Consider the following 15,694-nt stretch of genomic DNA (forward strand, 5'->3'; position numbering starts at 1 on the left):
GGCGTCGCCAAGCGCGCCAACCTCATCCAGGAAGGCAAGCCGAGCCGTCTCGGCCGCGCGCTCCTGGCCGACAGCACGGCGATCGTCGCCGGCTCGCTGATCGGCACCAGCAGCACCACGGCCTATGTCGAAAGCGCCTCGGGCGTGCAGGCGGGCGGACGCACCGGCCTCACCGCCTTCACCGTCGCCATCCTCTTCCTCGCCGCCCTCTTCATCTCGCCGCTCGCCGGCTCCGTGCCGAGCTATGCGACGGCACCGGCCCTGCTCTATGTCGCCGGCCTGATGATGCGCGAACTGACGGAAATCGAGTGGGAGGACCTGACGGAAGCGGCCCCGGCGGCGCTGACCGCGCTCGCCATGCCCTTCACCTATTCGATCGCCAACGGCCTTGCCTTCGGCTTCGTCAGCTATGTCGTGCTGAAGTTCTTCACCGGCAGGTGGAAGCAGATCCACCCGGCAACGGCGATCGTCGCGGCGCTCTTCGTCATCCGCTTCGCCTTTTTCGCGGAGTAAGGGGATTTTCTCCGACGGAAACGGGCCGCGTGATGAACGCGGCCCGTTTTGCATGTCAGGATTTGGCGACGCCGTCGAGCCAGGCCTGCCAGACCGGCTCGCTTGCCGCGGCCATCTCCGCGGCCCTCTTTCCGTAGAAGAAGCGGCAGACGCTGAGGCGGATCGTCTCGCCCGAGCGGTAGAGGCCGAAAAGGCCGACACCGGGCGCCTCGCCGTCGATGCGCACGAGGACATAACGCTGCCTGTCGTCCTGCCGCACGCCGACGACCTCGCCGAAAAACGTCTCGCCGGCTTCGACGGTCCAGTTCTCGCCAACATCGGCCGTCTCGTGGCCGAGCCCGTCGAGCAGCTTGCGCCAGACGACGAGGGCCTCGCCCGTCGCCTCGGCCGAGAGCTGGAAGGAGGCGGCAGGTTGGCCGGCATGGTGCGCGAGATAGAGCCGCAGCACCTCGATGAAGGCGGGCCAGCCGGATTCGAAGCCCTCCATCTGGTCGTCCCAGTCGTCCGTCGCGCTGAAGAGGGAATGCACCATGCGCACGAGGCACTGGTCGCCCGAGCGGGCGATGATGGAGATCTCGGTGGCGACCGGCGGGGCATTCTCCGCCCAGCCCACCTCCACATAGCCGAAGCGGTGCGGCGGCTCCCAGCCGGTGACCGTGCCGCCGGAGGTGACCCCCGGCATGAAGTGGAAGGTCAGCTGGCCGCCGATCTTCTCCTCGATCTCGGCCCGGGTGAACCAGGCGGCATTGCCGGGCCCGGTCGCCATGGCCTGCCAGACCTCCTCGGGCGTGCCGGGGACGAGAAACTCCATTTCCACCCAGCGCTTGCCGCTTGCGTCAAATTTCGTCGGCATCGGACTTCCTTTCCTGGTTTGTCGGTGCGGGATAGGCGGCGACCACCAGCCGGTGCGCCCGTCCGCCCGGGGCCTTTTCGTCGTGGTAGCGGGCGACGAGGGTCGCGATCGCCTCGGTGAGGTCGGCCGTGAAGGCGGCGCGCGCGGCGGGGGAGGCGAAGCGGATCGTCGCGTCGATGGAAAGCGTGGCAAGCCGCTTGTCCGCGGCGCGGGCGCCGCGCCAGAGCGCACCGACCTCGCGCACGATGCGGGCGGCGAGCGCCACGAGATAGCTTGCCGAAAACCGGTCGCCGGAAATGCCGGGATCGGCGCCGACCGGCCCGAGCGCGGCGGGCGAGACGACATAGGAGCGCGCCGTCGCCACCATCAGCCGCTCCGTGATGCCGCCCCATCGGCGCGCCTCGGCCTGTTCCACCAGCTTCTCGTCTTCCAGCGCCTTGAGGTGGTAGTTCACCTTCTGGCGCGTCAGGCCCACCCGGCCGGCGAGGGTCGCCGCGGAGGCGGGAGCGGAAAGCTCGGCGAGCAGGCGCGCCTTGATCGGGTCGAGGGCAAGCGCCGCGGCGGCCGGCGTGTCGAGGATATCGAGATCGAGCATGCGGCAGGATTCCATTGACAGGAAAATTTGTCAAGGAGGATAAAAAAGTGCCGGCCCGTGGAGGCGGGCCGGCGGATCCGTGATCCCGGTGGGCGGATCAGCGGATCAGGAAGGGTTCGGCGTAGAAATGCTCCTCGAGGTTCACGCCCTCGCCGCCGCGGTCCACCACGGCGAAATCCGAGACCGTGTCGAGCGGCGTCAGGATGCCGTGCCAGACATTGCGGCCGATATTGACGCCCTGGCCGGGCGCGGTGCGGAAGGCGATCGGCTCGGCGGGGCCGTTCTCCGTCTCCTCGGCGACGACGACGAGGAAGGAGGCGTCGCCGAGCGGAATGAAGGCCTGGCTGCCGAGCGGATGGCGCTCGACCATCGTCAGCTCCAGCGGTAGCAGATAGGGCTCGCCGCGCAGGAGGCTGATCATCGGCCGGGCCTTCTCGCCCGTCGTCTCGATATTGGCGAGGTCATGGTAACGGGTGCACTTGCCCGCATTGATCGGGAAGGTATGCGCGCCTTCCTGCTCGATCACCTGGCCGAAGGGCGCGAAGGCCTCGCGGGTGAGCGGCTTGATCTCGATGGTCTTCATGTCTTTCCTCCCTCGGCCGGATGGCCAAAAACACGCAGGCGGCTCACGCCGCCGTCCGGATGGATGTTCAGGCGGACATGCGTCACGGCACCCGCCCGTTTCACGAGAGTGCCGCCGAACGTATGGATGCGGTCGGCGGCGAGCTTCTGCTCGGGCAGGATCTCCTGCCAGAACATCGACGCGGCGGTGACAAGGGTGGGGAGGTCCCCCGTCGCGCCCGTCAGGTCGGCGGCCTGCAGGGAGCAGGCATCCGGGTAGTTGCCCTTGAAATGGGCGGTATCGACGACGATGCTTTCGATCGTCGCCCGTGCTGCGAGCCTGACCACGATCCATTCGTGGCCGGGCACGCGGCGGCGGCTGGTCTCCCAGCCGTCACCCATATTGATGCCGCGGCCGGGCGCGAGCAAGCGCTGGTGGCCGTAATGCCCGTTCGAAAGCGCGAGGACCTCTCCGCCGGCGAGCGCCGCCGCAAGGTCGATCGGCTCGCCGCCGATCGCCGTCCGGTCGAGCACCGGCTTGCCGTAGACGCGCAGCCGCGCCACGCCGCCGTCGGGATAGATGCGCAGCCGCACATGGCTGTAGAGCCCGTCGTCGGCGCAGTCGAAGAAATGCTGGGCGCCTGGCCCGAGCGGGCTTGGACCCAGCACCGCCGTCCAGGATGTCCGTGCATCCGGCCCTTCCGGCGCATGGCAGGCCTCGATGGCGCAGGCCGTCGGGAAGTTGCCGGTGAAATGGGCCGTATCGACGTCGAAGCCGCGGATGCGGCCGGGCGTTGCCAGCGCGATGACGGCATGGTCGTGGCCGGGTCCCCGGCGACGGCGGGTTTCCCAGCCGTCCATCCATTTGCCGTTGTCGTCGTAGACGCCCGGCCGGTAGACCGCGGGTTCATCGGCCAGCAGGCGCGACAGCGGCCCGAAGAACTCGTCCGTCGCGAAGATGGCCCTTGCCCCGAGGCCCGCCGAGGCTAGGTTGATCGTTCCGCGCGTGAAGGCGGGCAGGGCGCCGGTCGACATGGTTCCGCTCTCAGGCCGGCAGCATGGCTTTGAGCCGCAGCAGCGCGATGCGCTCCACCTGCCGGCAGGCGGTGGAAAGCTCGGTGTCGCGGTCGTTGCCGATGCGGGCCTCGAAGGCGGCGAGGATGCCGGCCTTCGTGTTGTCGCGCACGGCGATGATGAACGGGAAGCCGAATTTCCTCACATAGGCCTCGTTCAATTCGGTGAAGCGGGCGCGCTCCGCGTCGGTCAGCGCGTCGAGGCCGGCGGAGGCCTGTTCCTCGGTGGAGCTCGCGGTAAGGCGTTTCGCCTGGGCCAGCTTGCCGGCAAGGTCCGGGTGGGCGACGAGCACGCGAAGCCGCTCGGCATCGCTGGCCGCGCGGAACTGGAAGGTGAGGGCGGCGGCAAGGCCGGTCGCCGTGTCGTTCGCCGGCGAAAGTTCGTCGGCGAAGGCGCGGCGGGCGACCCAGTCGGAATGTTCGAACACGCCGCCGAAACGCGCGACGAAGGCCTCTTCGGTCATCTGCGAGGGGCGCTCGGCCGGCGTCTGCGGCGGATGGGTCTTCGCCCAGTGCTCGGCGATGTCGATGCGCCGCGCGATCCAGACCTTCTCGTGGCTCTGCACATAGTCGATGAAGCGGGCGAGCGCCATGACGCGGCCCGGCCGGCCGATCAGGCGGCAGTGCAGGCCGATGCTCATCATTTTCGGGCTGCCCTTGGCGCCTTCCGCATAGAGCGCATCGAAGCTGTCCTTCAGGTAGCTGAAGAACTGGTCGCCGCTGTTGAAGCCCTGGGGCGTCGCGAAACGCATGTCGTTGGCGTCGAGCGTATAGGGGATGATGAGCTGCTGCCGGCCGCCGTGCTCGTACCAGTAGGGCAGGTCGTCGGAATAGGTGTCGGAGATATAGTCGAAGCCGCCCGCCTCGGCGACGAGATCGACGGTGTTCACCGAACAGCGGCCGGTATACCAGCCACGCGGCCGCTCGCCGGTGACGAGCGTGTGCAGGCGGATCGCCTCGGCGATGGCGGCGCGTTCGTCCTCCGCCGTCATGTCCTTGTGCTCGACCCATTTGAGGCCGTGCGAGGCGATCTCCCAGCCGGCCTCCAGCATGGCGGCCACCTGGGCGGGCGAACGGCGGAGCGCGGTGGCGACGCCGTAGACCGTGACGGGCACGTTCTTTTCCGTCAAAAGCCGGTGCAGGCGCCAGAAGCCGGCGCGCGCGCCGTATTCGTAGATCGATTCCATGTTCCAGTGGCGCTGGCCCGGCCATTGGGCGGCGCCGACGATCTCGGAGAGAAAGGCCTCGGATGCCGCATCGCCATGCAGCACGCAGTTCTCGCCGCCCTCCTCGTAGTTCAGCACGAACTGCACGGCGACGCGCGCCTCGCCCGGCCACCGGGCGGCCGGCGGTGTCTGTCCATATCCGTGCATGTCACGGCAATATCGCATGGGAACGCTCCTCCAAACGTTTTCGATGCGGAATTTCTAACCGCAAATCGGCTGCGCCATTCCCCACGGAAATTTTGAAAGTCTCGAACGATCCTGCTGCTTTTCAGTGGCATGGGGCTGGTGGATAGTGATTATCGGAGCGCTGTGTTCGGGAGGAAAAACATGCAAACTCATTCGCAAGGGGCCGGCCGCCTCACGACCCATGTGCTGGACACGGCGCGCGGCAAGCCGGCGGAAGGCCTGCGCATCGATCTCTACAGGGTGGAGGGCGACACGCTGCACCTTCTCAAGACCACCGAGACGAACGACGACGGCCGCTGCGATGCGCCGCTCTTGGCCGGCGAGACGATGAAGGCCGGCACCTACGAGCTGCGCTTCCACGCCGGCGATTATCTCGGCCGCACGGGGGATGGCCCGATGTTCCTCGACCTCATCCCGATCCGCTTCGGCCTTGCCGACGAGGGCGTGCACTACCATGTACCGTTGCTCGTCTCGCCCTTCAGCTATTCCACCTACCGCGGGAGCTAAGCCATGGCGGCCGCCAACATCCGCTCGGAACTGCACTTCATCCTCAACGGCCGCGACGTCGCGCTCAGCGACGTCGCGCCGGACCAGACGCTGCTCGACTGGCTGCGCCTCGCGCGCCTGCTCAAGGGCACCAAGGAAGGGTGCGCCGAGGGCGACTGCGGCGCCTGCACGGTGCTGGTGGGCCGGCTGACGCCCGAGGGCGGCCTTGTCTACGAGGGCGTCAATGCCTGCATCCGCTTCCTCGGCTCGCTGGACGGCTGTCATGTCGTCACCGTCGAGCATCTCGCCGCCGGCGACGGCCGCCTGCACCCCGTGCAGCAGGCCATGGTGGATTACCACGGCTCGCAATGCGGCTTCTGCACGCCGGGCTTCGTCATGTCGCTCTATGCGCTGTGGATGCAGTCGCCCAACCCGACCGACCAGGAGATCGAGACGGCGCTGCAGGGCAATCTCTGTCGCTGCACCGGCTACGAGCCGATCCTGCGCGCCGCCCGCGCCATCTCCAGCTATGGCGGCACGGAGAAGGACCCGTTGCTTGCCGAACGCCAGGCGATGATCGCGCGCCTCAAGGCGCTTGCCGACGGCGCGCGCGTCGAGATCGGCGAGGGCAGGAAGCGGTTCGTCGTGCCGGCGAACCTCGATGATTTCGCCGCCGTGCTGGAGGCCGAACCCGCCGCCACGGTGGTGGCCGGCTCCACCGATGTCGGCCTGTGGGTCACCAAGCACATGCGCGACATCACGCCGGTCGTCTTCATCGCCGGCCTCCAGGAGATGAAGGCGATCACGGTAAAGGACGATGTGATCACCCTTGGCGCGGGCGTTACCTATAGCGAGGCCATCGCGACGCTCTCGCGGCACATTCCGGCGCTCGGCCCGCTCATCACCCGCATCGGCGGCCAGCAGGTGCGCAACATGGGCACGATCGGCGGCAATGTCGCCAACGGCTCGCCGATCGGCGACACGCCGCCGGCGCTGATCGCGCTCGGCGCGTCGGTGACCTTGCGCAAGGGCGCGGAACGGCGCACCATCCCGCTCGAGGATTTCTTCATCGCCTATGGCAAGCAGGACCGCCAGCCCGGCGAATTCGTGGAATCCCTTAAGGTGCCCGTTCCTCCCGCGGCGGAAAAGTTCGCCGTCTACAAGGTGACCAAGCGCCGCGACGAGGACATTACCGCAACGCTCGGCGCCTTCCGCCTGGCGCTTGCCGCCGACGGCACGGTCGCCGCCATCACCATCGCCTATGGCGGCATGGCGGCGACGCCGAAGCGCGCCTTCGCCGTCGAGAAGGCGCTGCTCGGCCAGAGCTGGACCGAGGCGACGGTGGAAGCGGCCATGGCGAAATATGCCGAGGACTACACGCCGCTGACCGACATGCGCGCGACCGCGGAATACCGCGCGCTGGTGGCCAGGAACCTGCTCCTGCGGTTCTATGTGGAAACGACGACCAGCGGGGAAGCCGCGCAGGTGTCCAGATACGAGGCTGCGTAAGCCATGAACAAGCACACTCCAGACCTCAAGGCGGAAAAGATCACCGGCGGCGTGCATGCGAGCCCGCGCCACGATTCCGCGCACAAGCACGTCGCCGGCACGGCCGTCTATATCGACGACATCACCGAGCCCGCCGGCACGCTGCATGCCGGCCTCGGCCTTTCCACCGTCGCCCATGGCGCCGTGAAATCCCTCGACCTTTCGGCCGTGCGCGCCGCCCCCGGCGTCGTCGACGTGCTGACCCACGAGGACATTCCCGGCGACAACGACATCTCGCCCTCCGGCATGCACGACGATCCCGTGCTCGCCGCCGGCAAGGTGGAGTTCCACGGCCAGCCGATCTTCTGCGTCATCGCTGAGACACGCGAGGAGGCCCGCCGCGCCGCGCGCCTCGCCAGGGTCGAATACGAGGAGCTTCCCGCCAATATCGACATCTGGGACCTCGACCAGAAGACGCACCGGCAGGTCTTTCCGCCGCTGACGCTGAAGCGCGGCGATGCCGCCGCCGCCCTCGATAGCGCGCCGCGCCGGGTGAAGGGCCGCATGCGGCTCGGCGGACAGGACCATTTCTATCTCGAAGGCCAGGTCTCGCTCGCCGTGCCCGGCGAGGACGACGAGGTCACCGTCTACTGCTCCACCCAGGGGCCGAGCGAGACGCAGCACCTCGTCGCCCACGCGCTCGGCGTGCCGAGCCATGCCGTGACCGTGGAGGTGCGCCGCATGGGCGGCGGCTTCGGCGGCAAGGAGACCCAGGCCAACCAGTGCGCCGCGCTCGCCGCCATCGCCGCCAAGAAGCTGGGCCGCGCCGTCAAGCTCCGGCTCGACCGCGACGAGGACATGGTGGCGACCGGCAAGCGGCACGATTTCGCCATCGATTACGATGTCGGCTTCGACGACGAGGGCCGCATCCTCGGCATCGACTACACCTTCGCGCTCCGGGCCGGTTTTTCGGCGGACCTCTCCGGTCCGGTGGGCGACCGCGCGCTGTTCCACTGCGACAATGCCTATTTCTTCCCGCATGTGCACGCCAGGACGGCGCTCCTGCACACCAACACCGTCTCGAACACCGCCTTCCGCGGCTTCGGCGGCCCGCAGGGCATGGTGGGCGCCGAGCGCGTCATCGACGAGGTGGCCTTCGCCGTCGGCAAGGACCCGCTCGAGATCCGCAAGCTGAACTTCTACGACGCGATGGGCGTCGAGGGGACCCGCAACCTCACGCCCTACCACCAGAAGGTGGAGGACTGCATCATCCAGCGTATCGTCGCGGAGCTTGAGGAAAGCGCCGACTATGCCGGCCGGCGCGAGGCGATCCGCGCGTTCAACGCGAAGAGCCGCATCGTCAAGCGCGGCCTCGCGCTGACGCCGGTCAAGTTCGGCATCTCCTTCACCAAGACGGAATCCAACCAGGCCGGCGCGCTGGTGCATGTCTACACGGACGGTTCCGTGCACATGAACCATGGCGGCACGGAAATGGGCCAAGGCCTGCACCTGAAGGTGGCGCAGGTGGTGGCGGAAGAGTTCCAGATCGACCTCGACCGGGTGAAGATCACGGCGACGACGACGGCCAAGGTGCCGAATACCTCGCCGACGGCGGCTTCGTCCGGCGCCGACCTCAACGGCATGGCGGCGCAGAACGCGGCGCGCCAGATCAAGGACCGGCTGATCGATTTCGCCGCGGAAAGCCATCAGGTGCCGCGCGACCAGGTCGTCTTCCTGCCGAACCGGGTGCGCATCGGCAATGCCGAGATGGCCTTCAACGATCTTGTGAAGAAGGCCTACATGGCCCGCGTCCAGCTCTCGGCGGCCGGCTTCTACAAGACGCCGAAGATCCACTGGGACCGCTCGAAGGGCCGGGGCCACGCCTTCTACTACTACGCCTATGGCGCGGCCTGCTCGGAGGTCTCGGTCGATACGCTGACCGGCGAATATGTCGTCGAGCGCACCGACATCCTGCACGATACCGGCCGGTCGCTGAACAAGGTCATCGACATCGGCCAGGTCGAGGGCGGCTTCATCCAGGGCATGGGCTGGCTGACCACGGAGGAACTGTGGTGGGACGGCAAGGGGCGGCTTCGCACCCACGCACCCTCCACCTACAAGATCCCGCTCGCCTCGGATCGCCCGAAGATCTTCAACGTGGCGCTGACCGACTGGTCGGAAGCCTATGAGCCGACGATCCACCGTTCCAAGGCGGTGGGCGAGCCGCCGCTGCCGCTCGGCCTTGCCGTGCTGCATGCGCTGTCGGACGCGGTGGCGAGCGTGGCGGACCACAGGATCTGCCCGCGGCTCGACGCCCCGGCGACGCCCGAGCGCGTGCTGATGGCGATCGAACGCCTCAAGGCGGCCCGAGCAATTCCAGGAAAAGTGTGATGCGGTTTTCCGTCCGGAATTGCGGCAAAGAAAGCAAGGGGTGAGGCCATGCCCGCCGTGCGCGAAGACATCCGGGATTTCCTGCGCCGGGCGCCGGGGTCGATCCTGGTCGAGGTGACGGGCGCGGCAGGGTCCACGCCGCGCGATACGGACGCCTTCATGCTGGTCTCGGAACGGGAGATCTTCGCGACGATCGGCGGCGGGCAGCTCGAATATATGGCGATCGACCAGGCCAGGCGCGCGCTGCGCTCGGGCGCGGCCGCCGCGCCGATGAGCGTGCCGCTCGGCCCGGAGATCGGCCAGTGCTGCGGCGGGCGCGTCGGCCTGTCCTTCACCGCCATGAACCCGGCGCTGGCGCGCGACCTTATCGCCCGCAGCGACCGCGAGATGGCCCTGAGGCCGCATGTCTACGTCTTCGGCGCCGGCCATGTCGGCGATGCGCTCGCCATGGCGCTGTCGCTCGCCCCGCTGCGCGTCGTGCTGGTGGATACCCGCGAGGACGAGCTTGTCGCCTCGACGGTGCCGCGCATCGAGACCTGCCTCACCGCCATGCCCGAGGCCGTGGTGCGCGATGCGCCGGCCGGCAGCAGCTTCGTCGTTTTGACCCATGACCACGCGCTGGATTTCCTGATCACGGCCGAGGCGCTGAAGCGCAACGACGCCGCCTATGTCGGCATGATCGGCTCGAAGACCAAGCGCATCACCTTCCGCAACTGGCTGTCGCGCGAGATCGGCCAGCCCGACCTTTTCACCCGCCTCGTCTGCCCGATCGGCGGCACGTTCGTGAAGGACAAGCGCCCGGCGGTGATCGCGGCGCTTGCGACCGCCGAGATCATGACGGCCGCGCTGACCTGGGCAGGCGCGCGTCAGGATGCGGTTCCCGTCAGGGATTGAAGCAGTCTATTTCCCGGCAGCCTTTTCCCACGGGTTGAGGCATGGGACGCCGAGCGGCTGGAAGTCCGAAAGGTTGCGTGTGACGAGGACCAGATCGTTGGCGAGTGCGGTCGCCGCGATCATGCCGTCGGCGGTCGGTCTCCTGCCGGGTGTCGGCAATCGACCTGCGATCGAGGCCGCCTGCATATCGAACGGCAGGAGCCTTGCGGAAAATTCCGGCAGCACGACGGCCGTCAGCCACAAGGAAAGGTCATCGGCAAAATCGGGATTGCGAAGACGTTCGCGTTGTATGCCGAACTCGATCTCCATGATCGTTACCGTCGATAGATAAGCGGTCTCGACATCGAACGCGTGGAGAAATTCCTGGAACTCAGCGGCCTGACGCCCAGCCCTGCGGGATGCGGAAACAACGTTCGTATCGAGCAGGAATGCCATCAGAATTCGACGTCCCGGCCCTCGAAGCTGGCGCGTTCGGGCGCAAAATCGTCATCGAACCTGGAACCCTTGTGGTTGAGGGCGTCATACAGGCTTTTCGACTTTCGCCAATGGTCCTTGAAGTCGCTGTAGCGGACAAGCACATAGCGCGCCTCGCCATGCTCGGTGATGACGAGGGGGCCTTCGTTTGCCGCCTTCTTCGCCTTGCTCGGATTCTGGTTGAAGTCGGCGCTGGTCATGGAGGCGAAGGACATGAGCTTCTCCATCTAGTACATTATTGGAAGAAATATACTATTTCTCGCTGTCTGCTTCAACCGGCTCGGCTTTGCCGCCGTCGATCTCCTCTCCGAGCAGCCGGCCGATCAGCCGCTGACATCGCTCGGCCATGAAATCGATCATCAGCCGCACCTTGGGATCCTGGAAACGCTTGTGCGGATAGATCGCGGCGAGCTGCACGGAGGCGGGCGGGCTGTCCTTCAGGATCTCCACCAGGCGGCCCTCGGCAAGATGGGCCTTCACCTCGAAGAGCGGCTTGTTGATGATGCCGCGGCCTTCCAGCGCCCATTGCGTCAGCACGTCGCCGTCGTCGCTGTCATAGGGCCCGGCGACCTCGAACTTGCGCACGCCCTCGGCGGTCACCAGCGTCCAGTAATATTCCTTCGAGCCGGGATAGCGCAGCAGCAGACAGTCGTGCTTGTCGGCGATCAGCGCATCGGCCGTCCTCGGCGTGCCGCGGCGGGAAAGATAGGCCGGCGAGGCGCAGAGCACGCGCTCGCAATTGAGGATGCCGCGCATGCGCAGGTTCGAATCCTCCAGCACGCCGAGCTTGAAGGCGACGTCGACGCCCTCGGCGAGGATATCGACATTGTGGTCCGACAGGCGCACCCGCACCTCGATGTCGGGATACTTGTCGTGGAATTCCGGAATGCCCGACGCGATGAGGCGCCGGCCGATGCCGAGCGGCGCGGTGATGCGGAGCGAGCCCTTGGGGTTGCGCGACAGGTCCGCGATCGCCGCCTCCGCCTCGTTCACCGCCTCGATGATCTTCACCGCGCCCTCGTAGAACACGCGGCCGTGCTCGGTCGGCGAGAGCTTGCGCGTCGTGCGGTTGAACAGCCGCACGCCGAGATGGCGCTCCAGTTCCTTGATGCGATTGCTGGCGACCGCGGGGGTGACGCGCTGGTCGCGCCCCGCCGCCGAAAGGGTACCGAGTTCGACCACGCGAACGAAGACGCGCACATTATCGAGATAGGACATGGCTCTTTCTACCACATCGGCGTGCCGAGCAAAGAGGCGGCCATCTTTTAGATTTTTTTGAAAGTGTTCGGGATTCGCCGGGATTTCCGTGAAAATCACTTGATGGCAAACAAGCCCATGGAAAATGGGAGGAGGTCCCTATGTACGAATATGCCATAGCCTGGGATTGGTTGATGTTCGCCGTCCGCTGGCTGCATGTCATCACGGCGATCGCCTGGATCGGCTCGTCGTTCTATTTCGTCGCGCTCGACCTGGGCCTGAAGAAACACCCCGCGCTGCCGCCGGGCGCCCATGGCGAGGAATGGCAGGTGCATGGCGGCGGCTTCTACCACATCCAGAAATACCTGGTGGCGCCGGCCAACATGCCGGAGCATCTCGTCTGGTTCAAATGGGAGAGCTACGTCACCTGGCTGTCCGGCTTCGGCATGCTCTGTCTTCTGTATTACGCGGGCGCCGACCTCTACCTGATCGATCCGAACGTGCTCGATGTCTCCAAACCGGTGGCGATCGGCATTTCGCTGGCCTCGCTCGCCTTCGGCTGGATCATGTACGACCTGATCTGCAAGTCGCCCTTCGGCAACGACAACACGCGGCTGATGATCGCGCTCTACTTCATCCTCGTCGTCGTCGCCTGGGGCTATACACAGCTCTTCACCGGCCGCGCCGCGTTCCTCCATCTCGGCGCCTTCACGGCGACGATCATGTCGGCCAACGTGTTCTTCATCATCATTCCGAACCAGAAGATCGTCGTCGCCGACCTCATCGCCGGCCGCACGCCCGATCCGAAATACGGCAAGATCGCCAAGCAGCGCTCGACCCACAACAACTACCTGACGCTGCCGGTGCTGTTCCTGATGCTGTCGAACCACTATCCGCTGGCCTTCGGCACCGAGTTCAACTGGATCATCGCCTCGCTCGTCTTCCTGATGGGCGTCACGATCCGCCACTACTTCAACACCACCCATGCCAATGCCGGCAACCCGACCTGGACCTGGCTTGCCACCGCGCTGCTCTTCGTCATCGTCATGTGGCTCTCCACCGTGCCGAAGGTGCTGACCGGCGAGACGGCCGACGCGAAGGTCTCGGCCAGCCAGCAGCCCTTCGTCACGGCTGAAGCCTTCCCCAAGGTGCGCGACACCGTTCTCGGCCGCTGCGCCATGTGCCATGCCAGGGAGCCGGGCTGGGAGGGCATCATCACGGCGCCGAAGGGCGTCGTCCTGGAAACGGACGGCGAGATCGCCAACCACGCCCGCGAGATCTACCTGCAGGCCGGCCGCTCGCACGCCATGCCGCCGGCCAACGTGACCCAAATCTCCGACGAGGAGCGCCGCCTGCTCGTCGCCTGGTACGAAAGCGCCATCAGCGGGGAGAAGACCCAATGAGCGAACTCCTGATCCGCGGCCGCGTGCTGACCTTCCTTTCCGAACCGCAGGGCATCGACGACACGGCCGCCTGGCGCTACATCGAGGACGGCGCGGTCTTCGTGCGGGGCGGCAAGGTCGTCGAGATCGGCGAGCATGCCGAGGTCTCCAGGCGCGCCGGCCCCGGCGTTGCGGTCGCCGACCATCGTCCGCACCTCGTGCTGCCGGGCCTCATCGACACGCACCTGCATTTCCCGCAGACCCAGGCGATTGCCTCCTATGGCGCGCAGCTCCTGGAATGGCTGAACGCCTATATCTTCGTCGAGGAGCAGAAGTTCGCCGAGGCCGCCCATGCCGTCGCCGTGGCGGACCGCTTCATGGACGAATTGATCTCGAACGGCACGACGACCGCCGTCGCCTATTGCTCGGTGCATCCCGAAAGCGTCGAGGCCTATTTCTCTGCGGCCGAGGCGCGCGGCATGCGCATGGTCGGCGGCAAGGTGATGATGGACCGCAACGCGCCCGACGCCCTGCGCGACACGCCGCAGCAGGGCTATGACGAGACGAAGCGGCTCATCGAAAAATGGCACGGCCGCGGCCGCGCGCACTACGCGATCAGCCCGCGCTTCGCCATCACCTCGACGCCCGGGCAGATGGAGATGAGCCAGGCGCTCGTCGCCGAGCACCCGACCTGCTTCGTGCAGACGCATCTTTCCGAGAACCGCGACGAAATCGCGTTCGCCACCTCGCTCTACCCGCAGGCGAAGGACTATACGGACATCTACGCCCGTTACGGCCTGCTGAACGACCGCATGCTGCTCGGCCATTGCATCCATCTCAGCGACCGCGAGGTTTCCGTGCTCGCCGAGACGGGCGCCGTCGGCGTCTTCTGCCCGACGTCCAACCTCTTCCTCGGCTCGGGCCTCTTCGACCGCGACAGGTTCGACCGGCTCGGCGCGCGCTGGTCGGTGGCGACGGATGTCGGCGCCGGCACCAGCTTCTCCATGCTGGAAACGATGGACGAGGCCTACAAGGTGCTGCACCTCAACGGCCAGAAGCTGACGCCGTTCAATTCCTTCTACCGCCTGACACTGGGCAATGCCCGCGCGCTCGGGCTTGAGAAGCATATCGGCTCGCTGCATGCCGGGGCCGATGCGGATATCGTCGTGCTTGATTCCTCCGGCAAGTCGGCGATGGAATACCGCATGCGCACCGCCACCTCGCTGGCGGAGGAGCTCTTCATCCTGCAGACCATGGGCGACGACCGCTGCGTCGCCGAGGTCTATGTCGCCGGCAAGGCGATGAAGGGCAAGGGCAAGGCGGGCGCTTCTGAAAAGCGGGTTCTCGAAACGGCCTGAAATCCGGCATGGCGGGGACGTGTTCGCCTGCCGGCGCCGCACACGCCATCGTCATCCTCGGCCTTGAGCCGAGGATCCACATGACGCCTCTTCGCTTGTGACATGGATGCTCGGGTCAGGCCCGAGCATGACGGAGGAGAGGGTTTCGGGAGAAATGCGGCGGGGGCGTTTGCTCGGGATGGCTTTATCTCACCCGCCCGCCCATCGCCTTGGTCAACCCCTCCGCCGCCGCCCTGACGACCGGGCCGAAGGCGTCGACCTTGCTGTCGGGCAGGCGCACCGCCGGGCCGGATACGGAAATGCCGGCCACCGCCTCGCCATATTCGTCGAAGATCGGTGCGGCCACGCAGCGCATGCCGAGCGTGTGCTCCTCGTCGTCGATAGACCATCCGCGGGCGCGGATCTTTCCGATATCCTCGAGCAGCGTCGGGATCGTGTCGCGCGTCTTGTCGGTGAAATGCTGCAGCGTGCGGCCGGAAAGCAGCGCCTCGATGCGGGCATCCGGCCAGGTGGAGAGGATCGCCTTGCCGATGCCGGAGGCGTGGATCGGACCGCGTCGGCCGGGGCGGAAGAAGGCGCGCATCGGCGCATGGCTTTCCACCTGCGAGATGAAGACCACGTCGCCGTCGTCCTCGATGGCGATGTTGGCGGTCTCGCCGCAGCCCTCCATCAGCTGCTTGAGGAACGGCCGGCTGATCGTGCCGAGCTTGCGGAAGCGCAGATAGGCCGTGCCGATCTCGAAGGCCTTCACGCCGATCGTCCAGGCGCCGGTCTCCGCGTCATGGGCGATCATGCCGTGCTGGGCGAGCGAGGTCAGCAGGCGGTGCACGGTGGAGGGCGCCATGGCCGACTGGTCTGCAAGGTCGGTGAGCGCCGCGCCGTCCGCCTGCGCCACGAGATCGAGAAGTCTCAGGCTGCGGTCCAGCACCTGCACCGAGGACGGTGCCGCATTCTCGCCGGCCTTGCGGCCGGGCCGCCCCCGCGTCTTCTCCTGCTGCTCCGCCATGCCCTGCCTCT

The 15,694-nt window shown here is 66.8% G+C and carries 16 protein-coding genes (1 of these 16 running past the window's edge); 7 read left to right on the forward strand and 9 right to left on the reverse strand.

Features of this window, described 5'->3' with window-relative positions; genetic code table 11:
* A protein-coding gene (locus AABQ55_RS02825; protein WP_272807182.1) for an NCS2 family permease crosses the window boundary here: on the forward strand, positions 1-513 show its 3' portion. The gene continues 780 nt to the left of window position 1, outside the view; the window shows 513 of its 1,293 coding nt (coding positions 781-1,293); its start codon lies beyond the left edge, outside the window; the stop codon is at positions 511-513.
* A gap of 55 nt (positions 514-568) precedes the next feature.
* Here the strand turns inward: AABQ55_RS02825 and AABQ55_RS02830 are convergent, their stop codons facing one another.
* From AABQ55_RS02830 to puuE, 5 genes are all read right to left on the reverse strand, one after another.
* Positions 569-1,366, reverse strand: coding sequence for an SRPBCC family protein (locus AABQ55_RS02830; protein WP_272807183.1), 798 nt, complete (start codon positions 1,364-1,366; stop codon positions 569-571).
* On the reverse strand, positions 1,350-1,961 hold the full coding sequence (locus AABQ55_RS02835; protein WP_272807184.1) for a helix-turn-helix domain-containing protein: 612 nt from the start codon (positions 1,959-1,961) through the stop codon (positions 1,350-1,352). The genes AABQ55_RS02830 and AABQ55_RS02835 overlap by 17 nt, the downstream gene beginning before the upstream one ends.
* 97 nt (positions 1,962-2,058) lie before the next feature.
* Positions 2,059-2,544, reverse strand: coding sequence for an ureidoglycolate lyase (locus tag AABQ55_RS02840; RefSeq protein ID WP_272807185.1), 486 nt, complete (start codon positions 2,542-2,544; stop codon positions 2,059-2,061).
* A complete protein-coding gene (gene alc, locus AABQ55_RS02845) occupies positions 2,541-3,557 on the reverse strand; it encodes an allantoicase (RefSeq protein ID WP_272807186.1) in 1,017 nt (338 codons plus the stop codon). Before alc ends, AABQ55_RS02840 begins: the two co-directional genes overlap by 4 nt.
* Before the next feature lie 10 nt (positions 3,558-3,567).
* The gene (gene puuE / locus AABQ55_RS02850) at positions 3,568-4,986 is read right to left on the reverse strand and encodes an allantoinase PuuE (protein WP_272807187.1); all 1,419 of its coding nucleotides are present in this window, start codon (positions 4,984-4,986) and stop codon (positions 3,568-3,570) included.
* 162 nt (positions 4,987-5,148) lie between these two features.
* On the opposite strand from puuE, the gene uraH reads away from it, so the two are divergent.
* Genes uraH through xdhC form a run of 4 tightly spaced genes read left to right on the forward strand, consistent with a single transcriptional unit; the run spans position 5,149 to position 10,266 of the window.
* Entirely contained in the window at positions 5,149-5,514 is a 366-nt protein-coding gene (gene uraH, locus AABQ55_RS02855; RefSeq protein ID WP_272807188.1) for a hydroxyisourate hydrolase, read from the forward strand.
* 3 nt (positions 5,515-5,517) lie between these two features.
* The gene (gene xdhA, locus AABQ55_RS02860) at positions 5,518-7,002 is read left to right on the forward strand and encodes a xanthine dehydrogenase small subunit (protein ID WP_272807189.1); all 1,485 of its coding nucleotides are present in this window, start codon (positions 5,518-5,520) and stop codon (positions 7,000-7,002) included.
* Between the two features lie 3 nt (positions 7,003-7,005).
* Positions 7,006-9,372 carry a xanthine dehydrogenase molybdopterin binding subunit gene (gene xdhB / locus AABQ55_RS02865; protein ID WP_272807190.1) on the forward strand — a complete coding sequence of 789 codons (2,367 nt, stop codon included), beginning with the start codon at positions 7,006-7,008 and terminating at the stop codon, positions 9,370-9,372.
* Between the two features lie 48 nt (positions 9,373-9,420).
* Positions 9,421-10,266, forward strand: a complete 846-nt coding sequence (gene xdhC, locus AABQ55_RS02870; RefSeq protein ID WP_272807191.1) for a xanthine dehydrogenase accessory protein XdhC — start codon at positions 9,421-9,423, stop codon at positions 10,264-10,266.
* Between the two features lie 6 nt (positions 10,267-10,272).
* On the opposite strand, the gene AABQ55_RS02875 is transcribed toward xdhC, so the two are convergent.
* From AABQ55_RS02875 to AABQ55_RS02885, 3 genes are read right to left on the reverse strand one after another with little or no spacing between them, the layout of a single operon-like run.
* Complete coding sequence (locus AABQ55_RS02875) at positions 10,273-10,701, reverse strand: type II toxin-antitoxin system VapC family toxin (protein ID WP_272807192.1); 429 nt, start codon at positions 10,699-10,701, stop codon at positions 10,273-10,275.
* On the reverse strand, positions 10,701-10,955 hold the full coding sequence (locus AABQ55_RS02880) for a type II toxin-antitoxin system Phd/YefM family antitoxin (protein WP_244770438.1): 255 nt from the start codon (positions 10,953-10,955) through the stop codon (positions 10,701-10,703). The genes AABQ55_RS02875 and AABQ55_RS02880 overlap by 1 nt, the downstream gene beginning before the upstream one ends.
* A gap of 37 nt (positions 10,956-10,992) precedes the next feature.
* Complete coding sequence (locus AABQ55_RS02885; protein WP_272807193.1) at positions 10,993-11,958, reverse strand: LysR family transcriptional regulator; 966 nt, start codon at positions 11,956-11,958, stop codon at positions 10,993-10,995.
* Between the two features lie 140 nt (positions 11,959-12,098).
* On the opposite strand from AABQ55_RS02885, the gene AABQ55_RS02890 reads away from it, so the two are divergent.
* Entirely contained in the window at positions 12,099-13,340 is a 1,242-nt protein-coding gene (locus AABQ55_RS02890; RefSeq protein ID WP_272807194.1) for a urate hydroxylase PuuD, read from the forward strand.
* Positions 13,337-14,677, forward strand: coding sequence for a guanine deaminase (gene guaD, locus AABQ55_RS02895; protein WP_272807195.1), 1,341 nt, complete (start codon positions 13,337-13,339; stop codon positions 14,675-14,677). Before AABQ55_RS02890 ends, guaD begins: the two co-directional genes overlap by 4 nt.
* Positions 14,678-14,861: 184 nt before the next feature.
* Here guaD and bhcR read toward each other — a convergent pair whose 3' ends face one another.
* Positions 14,862-15,683: an HTH-type transcriptional regulator BhcR gene (gene bhcR, locus AABQ55_RS02900; RefSeq protein ID WP_272807196.1), complete on the reverse strand. Its 822-nt coding sequence runs from the start codon at positions 15,681-15,683 to the stop codon at positions 14,862-14,864.
* Positions 15,684-15,694: the final 11 nt, after the last annotated feature.

The organism is Shinella sp. WSD5-1, from assembly GCF_963942435.1.
Taxonomy (GTDB): domain Bacteria; phylum Pseudomonadota; class Alphaproteobacteria; order Rhizobiales; family Rhizobiaceae; genus Shinella; species Shinella yambaruensis.